This window comes from Pseudomonas sp. Leaf15 (assembly GCF_001421425.1).
Classification (GTDB): domain Bacteria; phylum Pseudomonadota; class Gammaproteobacteria; order Pseudomonadales; family Pseudomonadaceae; genus Aquipseudomonas; species Aquipseudomonas salomonii.
This window is the reverse complement of the sequence record NZ_LMKI01000034.1, coordinates 451,985-472,415: the sequence shown is the minus strand read 5'-3', so window position 1 is coordinate 472,415 and position 20,431 is coordinate 451,985. Positions and strand designations below refer to the sequence as shown.

The window sequence follows — 20,431 nt, the reverse complement described above, 5'->3', positions numbered from 1 at the left end:
GCTTGAAACCCGCCTACCCTGGAGCCTCACATGACCCCCAATAACGCAGTAAGACTGGACGACGATCCACAGGAAACCCGCGAGTGGCTGGAGTCCATCGAATCGGTGCTGTCCACCGAAGGCCGCCCGCGTGCCCACTACCTGATTGATCAGTTGCTGGATTTCGACGTTGCGCGCCATGGTGACTTCTACGGGCGGGTGACCACGCCTTACGTCAACACCATCGCGGTTGACCGCCAACTGCCCTACCCCGGCAACCTGGCCATCGAGCGGCGCACCAATGCGTTTATTCGCTGGAATGCCATGGCGATGGTGCTGCGTGCGGGTAAACACTCGGGTGTTGGTGGGCATATTGCGACCTACGCGTCGGCCGCCGTCCTCTACGACGTAGGTTTCGACCACTTCTTCCGTGGCCGAACCGATAGCTTCGACGGCGACCTGGTGTACATCCAGGGCCACTCCTCCCCGGGCATTTACGGCCGCGCCTACCTCGAAGGCCGCATCAGCGAAGCGCAACTGGACAACTTCCGCCGCGAGGCCGGTGGCGAGGGCTTGTCCTCCTACCCGCACCCACGGCTGATGCCGGACTTCTGGCAGTTCCCGACAGTTTCGATGGGCCTTGGCCCGATTACCGCCGCCTACCAGGCGCGCTTTATGCGCTACCTGGAGTTCCGTGACCTCAAGCAACACCAAGGCCGCAAGGTCTGGGCATTCCTGGGCGACGGCGAAATGGACCAGCCGGAATCCCTGGCGGCCATCTCCCTGGCCGGCCGCGAGAAGCTCGACAACCTGATCTTTGTGGTCAACTGCAACCTGCAGCGCCTGGACGGCCCGGTGCGTGGCAATGCCAAGGTGATCCAGGAGTTCGAAAGCCTGTACCGCGCCGCCGGCTGGAATGTGATCAAGGTGATCTGGGGCGGCGGCTGGGATGCGCTGCTGGAAAAGGACCAGAGCGGCCTGTTGCGCCAACGCATGATGGAATGTGTGGACGGCGATTATCAGAACTACAAATCCCAGAACGGCGCCTATGTGCGTGAACATTTCTTCGGCAAATACCCGCAATTACTGGCGCTGGTTGCCGACATGTCCGACGACGATATCTGGAAACTCTCACGCGGTGGCCACGACCCGGACAAGGTCTACAACGCCTACGCCGCTGCCGTGCGCCACAAGGGCCAACCGACGGTGATCCTGGCCAAAACCGTAAAGGGCTTCGGCATGGGCGAAGCGGGCGAAGGCCAGAACATCAATCACCAGTTGAAGAAGATGGGCGCTGATGCCGTAAAAGCCTTTCGCGACCGCTTCGGCCTGGAAGTGGCCGATGACCAGCTCGACGAAATCCCTTACCTCAAGCCCGCTGCCGACAGCGAAGAAGCCCGCTACTTCGCTGCCCGTCGCCAAGCGTTGGGCGGCTATGTGCCAGCACGACACACTGCGGTCGAGGCCTTGCAGATTCCCGAACTGAGCGCGTTTGCCACCCAACTCAAAGACACCGGCGAGCGCGCCATCTCCACCACCATGGCGTTTGTGCGCATCCTCGGCACGTTGTTGAAAGACCCGCACCTGGGCAAGCTGATCGTACCCATCGTGCCGGACGAGTCGCGCACCTTCGGCATGGAGAGCCTGTTCCGCCAGATCGGCATTCACTCCGCTGTCGGCCAGCTCTACACCCCACAAGACGCCGGGCAATTGAGCTACTACAAAGAGAGCAAAGACGGACAGATCATGCAGGAAGGCCTGAATGAATCCGGGGCCATTTCTTCGTGGATTGCGGCGAGCACGTCCTACAGCAATCACGGCTTGATGACCGTGCCGTTCTACATTTTCTATTCGATGTTCGGTTTCCAGCGCGTCGGTGACCTGGCCTGGGCCGCCGGCGATGCCCGCGCTCGTGGCTTTCTGCTGGGCGCCACGGCCGGCCGCACCACGCTGATGGGCGAAGGCTTGCAGCATGACGACGGCCACAGCCACATCCTGGCGTCGGTGATCCCCTGCTGCGTCGCCTATGACCCGACCTTTGCCTACGAGCTGGCGGTGATCATTCGCGAAGGCATGCGGCGCATGTACGTCGAACAGGAGGACATTTACTACTACATCACCCTGCTCAACGAGAACTACCCGCACCCGGCCATGCCCGAAGGCGTGGAGGACGGGATTCTCAAAGGCTTGTATCCGCTGAGCACGTCCCCGCAGGCGCAGGTGCAATTGATGGGCAGCGGCTCGATCCTGCGCGAGGTGATTGCCGCAGCGCAACTGCTCGACAAGGACTTTGGCGTAGCCAGTAATGTCTGGAGCGCAACCAGCCTGACCGAATTGCGCCGTGACGGGCACGCGGTGGAGCGCTGGAACCTGCTGCATCCGCAGGACGAACCGCGTGCGAGCTACGTGGAAACCAGCCTGGCCGGACACAGCGGGCCGGTGGTAGTGGCGACGGACTATATGAAGTTATTCGCCGACCAGATCCGCCCGTTTGTACACGGCCGCCGTTTTGTGGCGCTGGGCACCGATGGCTTTGGGCAATCGGACACCCGCGAAACCCTGCGCGAATTCTTTGAGGTGGACCGCCACTTCATCGTGCTGGCGGCGCTGAAGGCGCTGGCCGACGACGGCGTGATCGGGCGTGACAAGGTGAGCGAGGCCATCAGCCGCTACGGGATCAACGTCGACAAGACGAACCCCGTAGCGGTCTGAGTTACTGCCCAGGCGTTGGCAGCGGTGGGATCGCCTCTGTCGGCGCCGGCAGGTTCGGGTTGGTCGGCGCTGGCGCTGGTTCCGCAGCCGGTGCAGGTGTTGGCGCAGTGGTCGGCGCCGGCTCGGCCTGTGGCGCAATCGGTGCCGCCTCTGGCGGCGGTGCCAGCGGTTCCGACACGGCGGGCGCTACCGGTGCGTCCTTGGGCGCGTCGACCTTATCGGCAGGCGCTACCTTATCGGCAGGCGCAGGCTTATCAGCAGGCGCAGCCGCTTTCGGCTCCGGCACGCCCAGCTCAGCCTTCGGCTTCTCTGGAATATGCTCGGCCGCCTTCACGTCCTGGGGCAGGAACACATCCACCAGCGAGAAATAGCGATCGTAAAACTTCGGGGCCGTCACCGTCTCGCTGGCCACCTTGACCATCGAATCATCGGTTGAGCCGATCGGCATCGACACCGAGCCCAACACACCCACGCCGAGGCTGGCGGAGTTGTTGACCTTTTTCAGCGCGTAGCGGTCCTGCAAGGCGTTGGCGAACATGGTTGAGTGCTTGGCGCCTTTGCCATCATCGGCACACACCACGTTGAAGCTGATTTGCAGATGGGTTTCGCCGGTTTGCTGGAAACTCTTGTTACCCACCACCAGCTTGGGGTCGCTGCTGGTGATGATGTAACCCTGGCTCAACAGCGCACGTCGCGCCGCTTCACAGGCCGCCACATCGCTGACCGGGTAATCACGGGAGAACGTGCCGGAGTCGTCGAAATTCTCATGTTCATAAATAGCGGTCTTGGGTGACGAGCAGCCCGCAGCGCCCGCCAGCACCAGCGCCAACCCGAGGCCACGCAAGTGAAATGATGTCGACATCGAAAATCCTGAGGAAAACAGTCAGGGCGCTATTGTGCAACAGAACGCAGGGTTGGCGCGCACATTCCTGTCGGTAAAACGTCACAGCGTTATTACACCGCCTGCGCAGGGAAAAGCCCGGCACACATATGGTCGATAAACACCCGCAGCTTGGCCGAGGCGAAGCGACTCGAGGGCCACAGCATCCAGAAACTGCCACGGTGGACCAGATGCTCATCCAGCACCCGTTGCAGACGCCCCTGGCGCACCGCCTCCTTGACCATGAAGTCCGGCAGGCAGGCGATGCCCAGCCCTTCGTGTACCACATAGCTGAGGGACTCGATGGTGGTGCTGATCAGCGGCGCACGTAACACCGGCTCCGCCACGCCGGGCACATGGCGCAGTGGCCAGGGCTCCAGCTTGCCGGTGGCGCAGAACTTGTGGCGCAGGCAGGCATGGCCGCTCAAATCCTGCGGCTGTTGCGGGGTGCCGTATTGCGCCAGGTAGTCTGGCGAGGCCACCAGGACCAGTTGGTAGTGCCCCAGATGACGTGCCATCAGCCGCGAATCTTCCGGCTTGCCGGTACGAATCACCGCATCAAACCCCTCCTCGATCACGTCGACCATGCGGTCGGAAAAATCCACATCCAGTTCAATGTCCGGGTAGGCGCGCATAAAGTCGCTGAGCACCGGCATCAACAGGCCACGCACTTGCGGCAAGCTGATGCGCAATGTGCCTCGGGGCGTGGCGCCAGCCTCAGTCAATTCCTGCTCGGCCGCTTCCACCTCAGCCAGAATCCGTCGCGAGCGCTCCAGGAACAGCGCGCCTTCGCCGGTCAGGGTGACGCTGCGTGTGCTGCGATGAAACAGCCGCACGCCCAGGCGTTCTTCCATGCGCGCGATGCTTTTGCCCACGGCCGAAGACGACACCCCCAGCACGCGGCCAGCAGCGGTAAAGCTGCGGGTTTCCGCAACCTGCACGAACACCGCAAGGCTACTCAGACTGTCCATCGCCCACCTTTATCGATTGCGGACTTTGATGTCCGATAAGTTCGGAACCTTAGCCTGTTTTTCCGCAACCCACAGCCCCCTACTCTGCCTCCCTGACTTTTGCATGGAGACGGAACATGAGCGACTGCCCCTCGATTGCCAACCCGGCCGTCACGACCGAAAAGGACGCACTGCCCCTCGGCGGCTTGCTGGCCTTGGCGTGCGCCGGGTTTATCACGATTCTGACCGAGGCCATGCCGGCCGGGCTGCTGCCGCAAATGAGCGAAGGGCTGCAGGTTTCGCAGGCGTTGGTCGGCCAACTGGTGACCCTGTATGCCCTCGGTTCATTGCTCGCGGCCATTCCCCTGACCTTATTGACCCAAGGCTGGCGGCGGCGTCCGTTGCTGCTGATTGCCATCGGCGGCTTTGCCCTGGTCAACAGCGTCACGGCACTCTCCACCCATTACGGGCTGACCCTGGTAGCGCGGTTTTTTGCCGGCGTATTCGCCGGGTTGCTTTGGGCGTTGCTGGCCGGGTATGCGAGCCGGATGGTGGCCCCGCGCCTGCAAGGCCGAGCGATTGCTGTGGCCATGCTCGGCGCACCGCTGGCGTTGTCGCTGGGTGTACCCGCCGGCACTTTCCTTGGCACCGCGGTGGGCTGGCGCCTGAGCTTTGCCATCATGACTGGGCTGACGCTGTTGCTGTTGGTGTGGGCACGCTGGCAACTGCCGGACTTCGCCGGGCAAGCGGCGCAAAAGCGCTTGGGTTTGCGCCAAGTGTTTAACCTGCCAGGCATTCGTCCGGTGCTGTGGGTGACGTTTACCTACGTACTGGCGCACAACATTTTGTACACCTACATCGCGCCACTGCTGGTGCCTGCCGGGATAGTCGCCGACATCGACCGGATCTTGCTGGTGTTCGGTCTCGCGGCCTTGCTGAGCATCTGGCTGACGGGCGTGCTGATTGATCAACACTTGCAGCGCCTGCTGATCATCAGTTGCGTGATGTTCGCGGTAGCGGCCCTGGCACTGGGCGTGTGGATGACCTCCACCCGTGCGGTGTATGCCAGCGTGGCGCTGTGGGGCCTGGCCTTTGGTGGCTTGCCGGCGCTGCTGCAGACGGCGCTGGCCAAGTCCGCCGGTGACTCGGCCGATGCCGCGCAATCGATGCTGGTGACGGTCTGGAACCTGGGAATTGCCGGCGGCGGGTTGGCGGGCGGCCTGTTGCTGCAAACATCGGGGGTTGGCGTGTTCCCCTGGGCGGTGGGCGGATTGGTGCTGTTGGCATTGGCGGCGACACGGCGCATCGCGAGGACAAGCGCTGGATATACGGTTAACCTTGAAACACCCTGAAACTTATTTGGAATTCACCTGGGTGATCAAACCGTTCATTTCACTGCGCCGCCGCTTTACCTCACTGCGCTGGCGCACCCGGATCACCCTGTGGGCCGGTGCCACCATCGCCGGGCTGATGGTGGTGATGTTTGCGCGCCTGGCTGACATGGCGCTCACTCAGTTCGCCGAGCAATCCAGCGCCCATCCGTGGCTGCCCTTTCTCTATACACCGCTGGTGGGCATGTTGGTGGTGTGGCTGACCACACGCTTTTTTGCCGGTGCCCAAGGCAGCGGCATTCCCCAGGTCATCGCCGCCACCCGCCTGGCCAACAAGGGGCAGGACGTCAGCAAGCTGGTGTCCCTGCGCATCGCCTTCGCCAAGATAGGCCTCGGTACATTGGCGTTGACCGGCGGCTTTTCTGCCGGGCGCGAAGGGCCGTCCGTGCAGGTGGCGGCGTCGATCATGCACTTCTTCCATCGCTACCTGCCCAATGCCCGCATCATCCGCAGCGAAGACTTGATCCTGGCCGGCGGCGCCGCCGGTATCGCCGCGGCGTTCAATACGCCGTTGGCCGGCATCGCCTTCGCAGTTGAGGAGCTGGGACGCAAGCTCGAAACCCGCACCAGCGGTGTCTTGCTCAGCACGATTATTTTGTCGGGGATGGTCGCCATCGCCCTGCAGGGCAATTACAACTATTTCGGCCACCTGGACGTTGAGGAGATCAAACTCGACATCATTATTCCGGTGCTGGCGGCAGGCATCGGCTGCGGCCTGCTCGGCGGGCTGTTCAGCCGCATGCTGCTGTGGCCCCAGCGCCACCACAGGTTTGTGGTCTGGGAATGGCGGCGTGCCCACCCGGTGTGGTTCGCCGGGGCGTGTGGGCTGGTAGTGGCAATCCTGGGCTGGCTCAGCGGCGGAATGTCCTTCGGCAGCGGCTACGGGATTACTTCGCAGATCATTGCTGCCGATGTCGGCTTGCCGTGGCATGCGCCGGTCACGCGTTTTCTGGCCACGGTGGTCACCTATTTTTCCGGGATTCCCGGCGGCATCTTTGCCCCGTCGCTGGCCGTCGGCGCGGCCGTGGGCGCCAACGCCGCCGAGCTTTTCGCGCTGGCAGCGCAACCGATCATTGCGCTGTGCATGGTGGGCTTTCTGGCGGCCGTGACCCAATCGCCGATCACCTCGGCGATCATCGTGATGGAGATGATCGACAGCCACGGGATGGTGATCAGCCTGATGGCGGTGGCGCTGATTGCCAAGGCCGTCAGTTCGCGAATGGGGCCGGAGTTGTACCAGCAATTGGCGCGCGGTTTTCTGCACCCGCCGACAAAAAGCCCGTAACCCTGACAACATTGTTTACAACTTATTCATCAACTTCCTATCATCGCCCTGGGTGCGTGACTGCATAGGGCACAACGCAGGTTAAAGCAAAGCATTGGTCGGGCCGCCAATGGAGACTTGTCGTGCCCAAAAAACACCCTGCCATCCCTCGTCCCCAGGCATTGACCGAGGGCGCACTGTCGGCCCTTGAGCGGTTTTCACGCATCGAGGCGGTCAGCGGCATCGTCCTGCTGCTGGCGGCCATTGCCGCGTTGATCTGGGCCAACAGCCCCGCCGCGGCGTCCTACGAACACTTCTGGAACACCCCGATCACCCTCGGGCTGGGCGACTTCAGTGTGTCGCGTTCACTGCACTTTCTGGTCAATGACGGCCTGATGACCATCTTCTTCCTGGTGGTTGGCGCCGAGATCCGCCAGGAAATAAAGGACGGCGCACTCGCCAACCTGAAACTTGCGACCCTGCCGCTGGGCGCCGCACTGGGTGGCGTATTGATGCCCGCCATCCTCTACACCGCGCTCAATCATGGCACCGCCGCCGCCAGTGGCTGGGCCGTGCCCACTGCCACCGACATTGCCTTTGCCGTCGGCGTGCTGGCGCTGTTGGGCAAATCGATCCCCAGCGGTGTGCGTGTGCTGCTGCTGGCACTGGCCATCATCGATGACATCGTGGCGATCCTGATCATTGCCGTGTTCTTCACTGCCAGCCTGGACTACATGGGCCTGGTGGTGGCCGCAGGTGGCTTGGCCTTAGTGCTGGTGTTCCAGCGGATGGGCATCAGCAAGGCGGCGATCTATCTGCTGCCGGGGGCGATTGTCTGGTTCGGCCTGCTCAAGACCGGCGTGCACCCGACCCTCGCCGGGGTGATCCTGGGCCTGATGACGCCGGTGAGTTCCAAACCGACCACCGAACGCCCCCTGGACACCATCGGTCGTACCTTCAACGAGCTGATGGATCGCCTTTCGCATCCGGCCGAAGACGCGCACCAGGTTGCCAAGCCGCTCAAGCAACTGCGCGAAGCCCAGCGCGAGCTGATGCCGCCGGTGCAGCGCGTGCAATCGGCGTTGCACCCGTGGGTCGCATTCGGTGTGATGCCATTGTTCGCCCTGGCCAATGCCGGCGTGAGCCTGCAGGGCCTGAACCTTGAGCACCCGCTGCCCCACGGCGTGTTCATGGGCGTGATCGTCGCCTTGGTGATCGGCAAGCCGTTGGGCGTGATGCTGGCGAGTGTCACGCTGGTCAAACTCAATATCTGCAAGCTGCCTGACGGTGTCACGTGGAGCGGTGTCGGCCTGGTCGGCCTGCTGGCGGGGATTGGCTTTACCATGTCGATCTTTATCTCGTCCCTGGCCTTCTCCGACCCGGAACTGCTGGCAGCGGCCAAACTGAGTGTGCTGACGGCGTCGACAGTGGCAGCGGTGATTGGGTTGAGCTGGGGCAAGCTGAAGTTCTGAGCCGGTCTGCGCGGCCCGCTTTCTGCACTTGCGTGCGGGTGACGCAGAGCGTCACGGGATGCATTACCACGCAGAGCGTGGGAACGATCAGTTCTGAGCCGGACATTGCGCAAAAAAAAGCCCCCGGTCTTTCGGACCGGGGGCTTTTCTATTCAAACCAACATCAGAACTTCTTGATGTCAGCCTTGGTTTCCAACTGCTTGCGGTAGGCAGCAAAGTCCTGCTGGCCAATACGCGAGGCGAGGAAGCGGCGGTATTGCGCCTTTTCTTCGTCGGTAGGGGCTGCAGCTTCGTTGACGCCGTTCAAGCGCACGATCACCAGGCTACCGTCAGCCAGGGTCACGGTGGTGAAGGTCGGCTTGTCCTTGGCCGCAGGCTTAGGCATGCGGAACAAGGCTTGCAGCACGGCCGGCTCGACCGCTTCAGCGTTACGGGTTGCCGCTTCAGTCACCTTCCAGGCCTGACCGTCGATCGGCTGGTTCAACGGGGTCTTGCCATCACGCAGGCTGGCGATCAACTCGTCGGCATGGGTTTTGGCAGCCGCGATGGCGCGCTCTTTGGTCATCTGGGTGCGGATCGCCGCCGATACGCTTTCCAGCGGCAGTTGCGTTGGCTTCAGATGCTCTTTGGCACGCAGCACGATGATGGTTTCCGGGTCCAGCTCGATAGCGCTGCTGTTGGCACCTTCATCCAGCACTTCCGGGCTGAACGCAGCAGTGACCACGGCACGGTTGGCCGCAACACCTTCGCCACCTTCACGGCCAAACGGCGCGGACGTGTGCACGGTCAGCTTCAGGTCGGACGCCGGCTGAGCCAGGTCGGAGGCTTCGAATGCCGCGTCTTCCAATTGCTTGGTCGCCTCGACATAACGCTGCTCGACCTGCTGGGTCTTGAGTTCACGGGTCAGCTTGTCTTTCAGGCTGGCAAACGATGGCACTTCTGGTGCTTCAACGCCCAACAGCTTGATCAAGTGCCAACCGAAGGTGGTACGCACCGGCGCCGACACCTGATCCTTGTTCAAGGCATACAGGGCGGTTTCGAAGTCCGGGTCGTAGACGCCAGGGCCGGCAAAGCCCAAGTCACCGCCATTGTTGGCCGAACCTGGATCCTGGGAGAACTCCTTGGCCAGGGCTTCGAACTTCTCGCCCTTGGCCAGGCGTGCCTGGATGTCTTCGATCTTGGCCTTGGCTTGCGCGTCGGTGGTCTTGTCGTTGACTTCAATCAGGATGTGCGCAGCACGACGCTGTTCAGCCAGGTTGGCGGTTTCTTTCTGATAGGCCGCCTGCAGCTCTTCGTCCTTGACGGTGACCTGGTCGAAGAAGGACGACTTCTTCAGTTCCAGGTAATCGATGACCACTTGATCCGGGGTCATGAACTCTTTGGCGTGCTGGTCGTAGTAAGCCTTGACCTCATCGTCGGTAAGCTTCACGGCCGCAGGGTCGGTCTTGATCTTGACGGTGGCAAAATCGCGGGTCTGTTTTTCCAGACGGGCGAAAGCCAGCACTTCGGCGTCGGTGACAAAACCGCTGCCGGCGATGCCTGCGCGAACCTGGCCGATCAGCATTTCCTGGGTCAGCATCTGACGGAATTGCATACGGGTGTAGCCCAGCTGACGGATCACCTGGTCAAAGCGTTCGGCACTGAACTTGCCGTCGACCTGGAATTCCGGCGTCTGCAGGATCACCTGGTCCAGCGCAGCTTCAGAGAAGCCGAACTTGGAATCTGCGGCGCCTTGCAGCAACAGCTTGCGATCGATCAAGCCCTTCAGAGCCGCTTCGCGCAGCAGTTTTTCGTCCAGCAGCGAAGCATCGAAATCCTTGCCCAGCTGTTGCATCAGCTGGCGACGTTGCATATCGACGGCCTGGCCCAGTTCGGTCTGGGTGATTTCTTCACCGTTGACCTTGGCCACGTCCTGCTTGTTGTTACCCGAAGCCTGGAAAATGGCCTCGATACCGGTGAACGCCATCAATGCGACGATGATCCCGATAATGGTCTTGGCAATCCAGCCTTGTGAATTGTCCCTGATATTTTGCAGCATGCGTCCCCCAGAAACGGTTGATCTTCAAAAATTAGGCAACCGTGGAGCGTGGGTAGAGTCCGGATAGAAGAAAGGCGCATCCGAGGATGCGCCTTCTCGTAACTGGCGGAGCGGACGGGGTTTTGAACCACACCCCAGGCCCTGGCGACCCGATGGATACGTGGGTCAGCTGCCGCTCCGCTGCCAGGTCAGACCTGCGTCTGACCCGGGTAAGCAAGGCTTGAACGAAGCTTAGTTAACCGCTTCTTTCAGGGCTTTACCGGCTTTGAAACCTGGTTTTTTGGCAGCAGCGATTTGCAGTGCTTTGCCAGTCTGTGGGTTACGGCCAGTGCGAGCTGGGCGGTCAGTCACAGAGAAAGTACCGAAGCCTACCAGTACCACGGAGTCGCCGGCCTTCAGAGCGCCAGTGACGGATTCGATTACTGCGTCCAGCGCACGGCCAGCAGCAGCTTTCGGGATATCAGCGGATGCGGCGATAGCATCAATCAGTTCCGACTTGTTCACTCTAAGTCCCCTTATATATCTATTGAGTATGATTCTAAGTTTTTTGGTGAAAGCAAAAACCAGTGCTGAATGGCCTACAGACACTTAAGAGCCGCTTTATAACAAGGGCTCTAAAAAGCTGTCAAGGAAGCCCCCAGGCTTAATCGCATTAATGCGTGCTAATTCTTTCCTTGGAATCGGACTCGCGTTTTTCGTCCTTCGCGACAATCTCCGGAGCTACATCCGGCAAGGGCTCCGGCGCGTATTGCAGCGCAATTTGCAGGACCTCGTCAATCCATTTAACCGGTTTAATCTGAAGATCCTGCTTGATATTGTCAGGAATTTCCTTCAAGTCGCGAACATTCTCTTCCGGAATGATCACGGTCTTGATACCACCCCGGTGTGCAGCGAGCAATTTCTCTTTCAGGCCACCGATGGCCAATACCTGACCACGCAGGGTAATTTCCCCGGTCATCGCCACATCGGCACGCACAGGAATGCCCGTCAGTGCCGACACCAGTGCCGTGCACATGCCTACACCGGCGCTAGGGCCGTCTTTGGGGGTCGCCCCTTCCGGCATGTGGATGTGGGTGTCGTGCTTCTCGTGGAAGTCCAGGGGGATCCCCAGGCTCTTGGCGCGGCTGCGCACCACGGTCTGCGCGGCGGTGATCGATTCGACCATCACATCACCCAGCGAACCGGTCTTGATAAGCTGGCCTTTGCCCGGGATCACCGCAGCTTCGATGGTCAGCAGTTCGCCGCCCACCTGGGTCCACGCCAGGCCAGTCACCTGCCCTACCTGATCCTGCTGCTCAGCCAGGCCGTAACGGAATTTCTTCACGCCCAGGAAGTGCTCCAGGGAATCGGCAACCACCTTCACCGAGAAGCGTTTTTCCAGCGAGTGCTCCTTGACCGCTTTGCGGCAGATCTTCGCAATCTGACGCTCAAGGCCACGCACGCCGGCTTCGCGGGTGTAGTAACGCACGATGTCGCGGATTGCTTCGACGTCAAATTCGATCTCGCCTTTTTTCAGGCCATTGGCCGAAATTTGCTTGGGCGCGAGGTATTTGACGGCGATGTTGATCTTCTCGTCTTCGGTGTAACCCGGCAGACGAATCACCTCCATCCGGTCCAGCAGGGCTGGCGGGATGTTCATGGAGTTGGAGGTGCACAGGAACATTACGTCGGACAAGTCGTAGTCGACTTCCAGGTAATGGTCGTTGAAATTGTGGTTCTGCTCGGGGTCGAGCACTTCGAGCAACGCCGAGGCCGGATCGCCACGCATGTCGCTGCCCATTTTGTCGATTTCATCGAGCAGGAACAGCGGGTTGCGCACACCCACCTTTGTCATTTTTTGAATCAATCTTCCCGGCATCGAACCGATGTAAGTACGGCGATGGCCACGAATTTCCGCTTCATCACGCACACCGCCAAGGGCCATGCGCACAAATTTACGGTTGGTGGCACTGGCAATCGACTCGGCCAGGGAGGTTTTACCTACACCGGGAGGGCCGACCAGGCACAACACCGGGCCACGAATTTTCTTCACGCGCTTTTGCACGGCGAGGTATTCGAGGATGCGTTCTTTGACTTCTTCGAGGCCGTAGTGGTCGGCGTCAAGGATCTCTTCGGCACGGGCCAGGTCCAGGCGCACTTTGGTCTGAGCCTTCCACGGCACCTGCACCAGCCAGTCGATGTAGGAACGCACCACGGTGGCTTCGGCCGACATTGGCGACATTTGCTTGAGCTTGTTCAGCTCAGCCATGGCCTTGGTCAGGGCGTCTTTAGGCAAGCCGGCGGCGTCGATGCGCTTTTTCAGCTCTTCGACTTCGTTGTGGCCTTCTTCGCTGTCGCCGAGTTCTTTCTGAATGGCCTTCATCTGCTCATTCAGGTAGTACTCGCGCTGGCTGCGCTCCATTTGTTTCTTCACGCGACCACGGATGCGCTTCTCAACCTGCAGCAGGTCGATTTCGCCATCCAGCAGCGCCAGCACGTGTTCGACACGGGCCGGCAGGTCGATGATTTCGAGGATGTCCTGCTTCTGCTCGATCTTGAGCGCCATGTGCGCGGCCATGGTGTCGACCAGGCGGCTTGGCTCATCGATGCTGTTGAGGGAAGACAGCACTTCAGCCGGGACTTTCTTGCCCAACTGCACATACTGCTCGAACTGCGAGAGCAGGCTGCGCACAAACACTTCGGATTCTCGCTCAGGGGCTTCGACTTCGTCGATCAGCGCCACTTCGGCGCGCAGATGACCGTCCACCTCCATGAAGCGCTCGACCGCACCACGCTGCTCGCCTTCAACCAGCACCTTGACAGTGCCATCGGGCAATTTGAGCAATTGCAGAACAGTCGCAACGGTGCCGACGCGATACAGGGCGTCTTCGCCTGGATCATCATCAGCAGGATTCTTCTGGGCTAACAGCAGGATTTGCTTGTCGCCCGTCATCGCAGCCTCGAGGGCTTCGATAGACTTCTCGCGCCCCACGAACAGCGGGATAACCATGTGCGGATAGACGACGACATCACGCAACGGCAGGAGAGGCAATTCAATGGTTGTCTTCATGATTTCGCCTCTATGACAGTTGAAAAATTAGCTTGAAACCAAGATGGGGGCTGTACGCAAAAAAAACAAGCTCAATGCCAGCAGTTAAACGCATGAATAAACGCGAATTTAACCGCAAAACACAAACCGCCCCGAAAAACCGCCACATAAAAAGAAAGGGCCTCGAAAGGCCCTTGCTTGTACTGCGACGGCTTGACGCTTACGCGTCAGGTGCAGCCTTGGCAGCCGGCTCACTGTTTTCGTAGATATACAGTGGCTTGGACTTGCCTTCGATAACGCTTTCGTCGATCACCACCTTGCTCACTTCGGATTGCGAGGGGATTTCGTACATGGTGTCGAGCAATACGCCTTCGAGGATCGAACGCAGGCCACGTGCACCGGTCTTGCGCTCCAGTGCCCGCTTGGCCACTGATTTGAGTGCATCGGTACGGAACTCGAGGTCTACACCTTCCATCTCGAACAGCTTGGCGTATTGCTTGGTCAGGGCGTTTTTCGGCTCGGTGAGGATCTGAATCAGAGCAGCCTCATCCAGTTCGTCCAACGTGGCCAGGACCGGTAGACGGCCAACGAATTCCGGGATCAGACCGAACTTGACCAAATCGTCAGGCTCGACTTCACGCAGGGATTCGCCCACCTTCTTGCCTTCTTCCTTGCTGCGCACTTCTGCACCGAAACCAATGCCGCCACGGGTGGAACGTTGCTGAATAACCTTTTCCAGCCCCGAGAATGCACCGCCACAGATGAACAGGATGTTGCGCGTATCAACCTGAAGGAATTCCTGCTGCGGGTGCTTGCGGCCGCCTTGTGGCGGTACGGAAGCAACCGTGCCTTCGATCAGTTTCAACAGGGCTTGCTGCACGCCTTCACCGGAAACGTCCCGGGTGATCGACGGGTTGTCGGACTTGCGCGAAATCTTGTCGATTTCGTCGATGTAGACAATACCCATCTGGGCCTTCTCTACGTCGTAGTCACACTTCTGCAGCAGCTTCTGAATGATGTTCTCGACATCTTCACCCACGTAGCCAGCCTCGGTGAGGGTGGTGGCGTCGGCGATGGTGAACGGAACGTTCAGCAGGCGAGCGAGGGTTTCTGCAAGCAGGGTTTTACCCGAGCCTGTAGGACCGATCAGCAAGATGTTGCTCTTGCCGAGTTCGACTTCGTCGCCTTTCTTGTCACGCTGGTTCAAGCGCTTGTAGTGGTTGTACACCGCTACCGCCAAAACCTTTTTTGCACGCTCTTGACCAATCACATACTGGTCAAGGATGCCGCTGATTTCTTTAGGCGAAGGCAATTTATGCGCGCTGCTCTCGGCCTGGGCTTCCTGCACCTCCTCGCGGATGATGTCATTGCACAGGTCGACGCACTCGTCGCAGATAAACACCGAGGGGCCGGCAATCAATTTGCGTACTTCATGCTGGCTTTTGCCGCAGAAGGAGCAATAGAGCAGCTTGCCGTTGTCCTCGCCGTTGCGGGTGTCAGTCATTCGTTCGATCCAAATCCGATAGGCTTGCAACACAAGATGAAGGCTTATGCGGGCTTTTTCAAGCCCGCCGGTGGTCGGACATGCCGACCAGCCTTATTTTGAGGTGCTTATATTAAGCGGGGCGCTTTTCGATCACTGCGTCGATCAACCCGTATTCACGAGCGGCTTCAGCGCTCATGAAATTGTCGCGGTTGGTATCACGCTCGATTTCTTCCAGGGTGTGCCCGCTGTGTTTGGCCATCAGCGTGTTCAGACGCTCACGAATAAACAGGATTTCCTTGGCGTGGATTTCGATGTCCGATGCCTGGCCCTGGAAACCGCCCAACGGCTGGTGAATCATCACGCGCGAGTTCGGCAGGCAGTAACGCTTGCCCTCGGCACCTGCGGTCAGCAGGAACGCGCCCATGCTGCAGGCCTGGCCGATGCACGTGGTCGACACGTTTGGCTTGATGAACTGCATGGTGTCGTAGATCGACATGCCTGCAGTGACCGAGCCGCCCGGGGAGTTGATGTAAAGATGGATGTCCTTGTCCGGGTTTTCCGCTTCAAGGAACAGCAGTTGCGCGCAGATCAGGTTGGCCATGTAGTCCTCTACCGGGCCGACCAGAAAAATCACTCGTTCCTTGAGCAGGCGCGAGTAGATGTCATAGGCGCGTTCGCCACGAGCAGATTGCTCGACAACCATCGGGACCAGGCCGCCAGCGGCCTGGATATCAGAGTTCTGCTGAATATAGGAATTACGGAACATGCTCTGCAGTTACTCCCAAATAGTCATGTCTTGAAAACGCATAAGCCAGCGCGAGGCTGGCTTATGGTTATATTTCGAACGAGTTGGACAATCAGTCGGCTTGTGCTGCTTCCGCCGGTTTGACTGCTTCTTCGTAAGAGACCGCTTTGTCGGTCACCTTAGCCTTCTGCAGAACAGTATCCACAACTTGTTCTTCCAGCACAACCGAACGTACTTCGTTCAGTTGCTGGTCGTTCTTGTAGTACCAAGCCACGACCTGCTCAGGCTCCTGGTAGGCCGAAGCCATTTCCTGGATCATTTCGCGAACGCGATCTTCGTCAGGCTTGAGGTCGAATTGCTTGACCACTTCAGCCACGACCAGACCCAGTACAACGCGGCGCTTGGCTTGCTCTTCGAACAGCTCGGCCGGCAGTTGGTCAGGCTTGATGTTGCCACCGAACTGCTGAACCGCTTGAACGCGCAGGCGATCCACTTCGTTGGACAGCAAGGCCTTGGGCACTTCGATCGGGTTGGCGGCCAGCAGACCATCCATTACCTGGTTCTTGACCTTGGACTTGATGGCCTGACGCAGTTCACGCTCCATGTTCTTGCGAACTTCGGTGCGGAAACCGTCGATGCCGGTTTCCTTGATACCGAACTGGGCGAAGAACTCTTCGTTCAGCTCAGGCAGCTTAGGCTCGGAAACGCTGTTGACGGTCACGGTGAACTCGGCGGCTTTGCCGGCCAGGTCCAGGTTCTGGTAGTCAGCCGGGAAAGTCAGGCTCAGAACGCGTTCTTCACCGGCCTTGGCGCCAACCAGGCCGTCTTCGAAGCCCGGGATCATGCGGTTGGAACCCAGCACCAGCTGGGTGCCCTTGGCGGAGCCGCCAGCGAATGCTTCGCCGTCAACCTTGCCAACGAAATCGATGTTCAGCTGGTCTTCGTTCTGGGCGGCACGTTCGGCCACTTCGAAACGAGTGTTCTGCTTGCGCAGGATTTCCAGCATGTTGTCCAGGTCGGCATCCGCCACGTCAGCGCTCAGGCGCTCAACGGCGATGTCTTCGAAACCGGCAACGGTGAATTCCGGGAACACTTCGAATACGGCAACGTATTCCAGGTCTTTACCGGCTTCCAGGGATTTAGGCTCGATCGAAGGCGAACCCGCTGGATTCAGCTTGTGCTCGACAACAGCTTCGTAAAAGGAAGCCTGGATCACGTCACCCACAGCTTCCTGACGCGCATCGGCACCAAAACGACGCTTGATTTCGCTCATTGGCACTTTGCCTGGACGGAAACCAGCGATCTTGGCCTTTTGGGCAGTCTGCTGCAGACGCTTGTTGACCGCAGTCTCAATACGCTCTGCCGGAACGGTGATGCTCAGGCGGCGCTCGATGGCAGTAGTATTTTCAACAGAAACTTGCATGGATATTCCTCGTTGCACAGACGTTAGCCGGCCGTTTCCGACCCCAGAATCAAGGGCATGCATTCTAGTGGGTCAAACTCAAGAAGTCACCCTACTGAAAACGGGTGGAAAAACAGCAGGCCATTTATAGGTTCAAGTGCACGCATGCACCTCATCCCGTTAGCAAATACAGCGCATCACGCCAGGGCTCTAGGCCAGCCCTTCAATATATAGAAGAGCCGGATGCACACCCCGGCGAGCGACCCTGCAAGCAAGGTCGAAGGGTGTGGCGGCAGCATCGAGAAACACAAATACGATGAAACGCCCCACCCCGGAAACTCAAAACACTCAAACAAAAACGGCACAGCCCTTTTTCAGGTACTGCGCCGTTATTCGCTATTAAATAGCTGTACTGACCCTTATATAGCCGCGGATCAGTTCTACACGCTCAAAACCGGCAACGATTCTAACGCCAAGGCATTGAGAATGCTTGTTTTTTCTTGACGTCAATCAAGGCCACAGGCCTGGTGCCGGTCGATGGCGGCAAAAACACGACTGCGCGCCCGGTGCAGCAACACCCGCGCGTTGCACAGACTGACGCCCAGCAACTCGGCAATCTCCTCGAGCTCAAGCCCTACACGCTCACGCAGCACAAGGGCGGCGCTCTGAAGTGTCGGCAGCTCCTGCAACGTGCGCTCGATACAGGCACGCAGTTCGTCCTCACTGACCAGCGCCTCAGGCGTATCTTCGTGCCAGCCAGCCGGTGCCGACAACCATTGACCGCTGGCGGCGCAAAAGCGCTCCTGACCCAAAGCGTCGTCGAAAAACACTTCACGCCGATTCCGACCATAGCGGCCCTTGGCTTTATTGGCCGTAATCGTCAGCACCCAGGTCTTGAGGCTGGAGCGCCCCTGAAAACCACTCAGCCCGCGCACAATTGCCAACCAGGCGTCCTGCACCACATCATCGACATGCCGATGCCCGGCAATCGCCGAAGCCACCGCGCGCATGGCGCCCTGATGGGTGTTGACCAGATCGCAATACGCCGATTGCTCCCCCAACAGCAGGCGCCCGAGCAAGTGCGCCTCGCCAACCGCCATTCCCTGACTGTGATCCTGCTGTTGTGCCAACATTTTTCAGACCCTCCACGTAGCAGCGGATGAGGATCCAGGCCCGTCCACGGCCATCCTCGTCAATACATACGCGGCCGGGCATTTTTCGGATGCAAAAAAAAGCGCCAGATCATTGATCTGGCGCTTTTTGGAATATGGGGTGGACGAAGGGGATCGAACCCTCGACAACGGGAGTCACAATCCCGTGCTCTACCAACTGAGCTACGCCCACCATATTGCATCAACAAGAAACTCGAACACCTTCCTTGTCTGGCCCCACCCTGCCTGATGGCTGAATGACGCTTAATTGGTGCGGATGAAGAGACTCGAACTCTTACGCCTCGCGGCGCTGGAACCTAAATCCAGTGTGTCTACCAATTCCACCACATCCGCGCTTGAAGCTCTTAAAGCAAAGGCGCCAGACGATTAATCTGGCGCCTTTTAAATATGGGGTGGACGAAGGGGATCGAACCCTCGACAACGGGAGTCACAATCCCGTGCTCTACCAACTGAGCTACGCCCACCATCTAGCGCTACTTGTGCCAAAGCTGCCTAATGGCGCACCCGGCAGGACTCGAACCTGCGACCATCCGCTTAGAAGGCGGATGCTCTATCCAGCTGAGCTACGGGCGCCTTATTAATCTGTACTCGTTGAAGATTACAAACTAAGTGCTTCCAGCCTTGCAGAACAGCTCTATCTGCTCGACCTTCTTAACCAGTGCTAGGCTGTGCCCGACAAGTGCGACGAATAGTATAGACGGCCTTGATACCCGTCAAATCTTTTTTGAAAAAAACTGATTTTATTTAAGGGGTTAGGGCAATTTGCAGACCAAGCGCCTTTGCCCTCACGTCATGGCGTGCGAGAATGCGCGCACTTTTCTTCCCCCTCTCGATGGTTAATCACGCGTAATGACTGCACAACTTATCGACGGCAAATCAATCGCCGCCAGCCTGCGCCAGCAGATCGCCAAACGAGTCACCGAGCGCCGCCTGCAAGGCCTGCGCACGCCTGGCCTCGCGGTGATCCTGGTCGGCAGCGATCCTGCCTCTCAGGTTTATGTCTCGCACAAGCGTAAAGACTGTGAAGAGGTCGGCTTTATTTCCAAGGCCTACGACTTGCCTTCCGAGACCACCCAGCAGGCGCTTACCGACCTGATCGACGGCCTCAACGACGATCCGGCCATCGACGGCATCCTGCTGCAATTGCCGCTGCCCGAGCACCTGGACGCCTCCAAACTGCTCGAGCGCATCCGCCCGGACAAAGACGTCGACGGCTTCCACCCGTATAACGTCGGCCGCCTGGCCCAGCGTATTCCGCTGCTGCGCCCGTGCACCCCGAAGGGCATCATGACCCTGCTGGAAAGCACCGGCGTCGATCTGTACGGCCTCGATGCGGTAGTGGTCGGCGCCTCCAACATCGTCGGTCGCCCGATGGCCATGGAACTGCTGCTGGCCGGCTGCACCGTGACTGTGACCCACCGTTTCACCAAGGACCTCGCCGGCCATGTTGGCCGCGCCGACCTGGTGGTGGTTGCCGCCGGCAAGCCGGGCCTGGTCAAGGGCGAGTGGATCAAGGAAGGCGCCATCGTCATCGACGTAGGCATCAACCGTCAGGATGACGGCAAGCTGGTCGGCGACGTGGTGTACGAAACCGCCCTGCCCCGCGCCGGCTGGATCACCCCGGTACCCGGCGGTGTCGGCCCGATGACCCGTGCGTGCCTGCTGGAAAATACCCTGTACGCGGCAGAAACCCTGCACGACTAATAACCAGTGGTACTGAAAAAGCCCTGCCTTATCGCAGGGCTTTTTATTGCGCGGCTAAAAACCCTTTTTTTCTTAGTTTTTAAGTACTTTCGTCTGGTTCTAGAAGAACATTCGACAGTTCTTCGTCCATACTCCTAAAATGTAACGGCATTTATCAAAAAACCGTTTTCGAACGGCATTTTCCTTACTTTTTTAGCGAGTTCACCCG

General features: G+C 59.3%; 15 protein-coding genes and 4 tRNA genes. 6 read left to right on the top strand and 13 right to left on the bottom strand.

Annotated features, from left to right (window positions below; genetic code table 11):
- Positions 1-30: 30 nt before the first annotated feature.
- Positions 31-2,691, top strand: coding sequence for a pyruvate dehydrogenase (acetyl-transferring), homodimeric type (aceE, locus tag ASE80_RS25785; RefSeq protein ID WP_056861400.1), 2,661 nt, complete (start codon positions 31-33; stop codon positions 2,689-2,691).
- A gap of 1 nt (position 2,692) precedes the next feature.
- Here aceE and ASE80_RS25780 read toward each other — a convergent pair whose 3' ends face one another.
- Positions 2,693-3,553 carry a DUF2242 domain-containing protein gene (locus ASE80_RS25780; protein WP_056861399.1) on the bottom strand — a complete coding sequence of 287 codons (861 nt, stop codon included), beginning with the start codon at positions 3,551-3,553 and terminating at the stop codon, positions 2,693-2,695.
- Between the two features lie 92 nt (positions 3,554-3,645).
- The gene (locus ASE80_RS25775) at positions 3,646-4,542 is read right to left on the bottom strand and encodes a LysR family transcriptional regulator (protein ID WP_056861398.1); all 897 of its coding nucleotides are present in this window, start codon (positions 4,540-4,542) and stop codon (positions 3,646-3,648) included.
- A gap of 116 nt (positions 4,543-4,658) precedes the next feature.
- Between ASE80_RS25775 and ASE80_RS25770 the strand changes: the two genes are divergently transcribed.
- The 3 genes from ASE80_RS25770 to nhaA all read left to right on the top strand — a co-directional run bounded on the left by ASE80_RS25770 (position 4,659) and on the right by nhaA (position 8,648).
- Positions 4,659-5,873, top strand: a complete 1,215-nt coding sequence (locus ASE80_RS25770) for an MFS transporter (protein ID WP_056861397.1) — start codon at positions 4,659-4,661, stop codon at positions 5,871-5,873.
- A 22-nt stretch (positions 5,874-5,895) separates the two neighbouring features.
- Entirely contained in the window at positions 5,896-7,197 is a 1,302-nt protein-coding gene (locus ASE80_RS25765; protein WP_056861433.1) for a chloride channel protein, read from the top strand.
- A gap of 122 nt (positions 7,198-7,319) precedes the next feature.
- A complete protein-coding gene (gene nhaA, locus ASE80_RS25760; RefSeq protein ID WP_056861396.1) occupies positions 7,320-8,648 on the top strand; it encodes a Na+/H+ antiporter NhaA in 1,329 nt (442 codons plus the stop codon).
- A 163-nt stretch (positions 8,649-8,811) separates the two neighbouring features.
- Here nhaA and ASE80_RS25755 read toward each other — a convergent pair whose 3' ends face one another.
- The 6 genes from ASE80_RS25755 to tig form a co-directional block, all read right to left on the bottom strand.
- Positions 8,812-10,686 (bottom strand): SurA N-terminal domain-containing protein, encoded by a 1,875-nt coding sequence (locus tag ASE80_RS25755; protein ID WP_056861395.1) that lies wholly within the window; start codon positions 10,684-10,686, stop codon positions 8,812-8,814.
- A gap of 231 nt (positions 10,687-10,917) precedes the next feature.
- On the bottom strand, positions 10,918-11,190 hold the full coding sequence (locus tag ASE80_RS25750) for an HU family DNA-binding protein (RefSeq protein ID WP_003174819.1): 273 nt from the start codon (positions 11,188-11,190) through the stop codon (positions 10,918-10,920).
- A 148-nt stretch (positions 11,191-11,338) separates the two neighbouring features.
- The gene (gene lon, locus ASE80_RS25745) at positions 11,339-13,735 is read right to left on the bottom strand and encodes an endopeptidase La (RefSeq protein ID WP_017136465.1); all 2,397 of its coding nucleotides are present in this window, start codon (positions 13,733-13,735) and stop codon (positions 11,339-11,341) included.
- A gap of 199 nt (positions 13,736-13,934) precedes the next feature.
- On the bottom strand, positions 13,935-15,218 hold the full coding sequence (gene clpX, locus ASE80_RS25740; protein ID WP_017136464.1) for an ATP-dependent Clp protease ATP-binding subunit ClpX: 1,284 nt from the start codon (positions 15,216-15,218) through the stop codon (positions 13,935-13,937).
- 112 nt (positions 15,219-15,330) lie between these two features.
- Positions 15,331-15,966: an ATP-dependent Clp endopeptidase proteolytic subunit ClpP gene (clpP, locus tag ASE80_RS25735; protein WP_003174822.1), complete on the bottom strand. Its 636-nt coding sequence runs from the start codon at positions 15,964-15,966 to the stop codon at positions 15,331-15,333.
- Between the two features lie 91 nt (positions 15,967-16,057).
- Positions 16,058-17,368, bottom strand: a complete 1,311-nt coding sequence (tig, locus tag ASE80_RS25730; protein WP_056861394.1) for a trigger factor — start codon at positions 17,366-17,368, stop codon at positions 16,058-16,060.
- A gap of 222 nt (positions 17,369-17,590) precedes the next feature.
- On the opposite strand from tig, the gene ASE80_RS25725 reads away from it, so the two are divergent.
- Positions 17,591-17,851, top strand: coding sequence for a hypothetical protein (locus ASE80_RS25725; protein WP_056861393.1), 261 nt, complete (start codon positions 17,591-17,593; stop codon positions 17,849-17,851).
- A gap of 2 nt (positions 17,852-17,853) precedes the next feature.
- On the opposite strand, the gene ASE80_RS25720 is transcribed toward ASE80_RS25725, so the two are convergent.
- The 5 genes from ASE80_RS25720 to ASE80_RS25700 form a co-directional block, all read right to left on the bottom strand.
- Positions 17,854-18,447, bottom strand: a complete 594-nt coding sequence (locus ASE80_RS25720; protein WP_056861392.1) for an RNA polymerase sigma factor — start codon at positions 18,445-18,447, stop codon at positions 17,854-17,856.
- 168 nt (positions 18,448-18,615) lie between these two features.
- Positions 18,616-18,691: transfer RNA gene (locus ASE80_RS25715), tRNA-His, on the bottom strand.
- A 76-nt stretch (positions 18,692-18,767) separates the two neighbouring features.
- A tRNA-Leu gene (locus ASE80_RS25710) sits at positions 18,768-18,852 on the bottom strand.
- A 55-nt stretch (positions 18,853-18,907) separates the two neighbouring features.
- Positions 18,908-18,983: transfer RNA gene (locus ASE80_RS25705), tRNA-His, on the bottom strand.
- A gap of 32 nt (positions 18,984-19,015) precedes the next feature.
- A tRNA-Arg gene (locus tag ASE80_RS25700) sits at positions 19,016-19,092 on the bottom strand.
- Positions 19,093-19,368: 276 nt separating this feature from the next.
- On the opposite strand from ASE80_RS25700, the gene folD reads away from it, so the two are divergent.
- Positions 19,369-20,223 (top strand): bifunctional methylenetetrahydrofolate dehydrogenase/methenyltetrahydrofolate cyclohydrolase FolD, encoded by an 855-nt coding sequence (gene folD, locus ASE80_RS25695; RefSeq protein ID WP_056861391.1) that lies wholly within the window; start codon positions 19,369-19,371, stop codon positions 20,221-20,223.
- Positions 20,224-20,431: the final 208 nt, after the last annotated feature.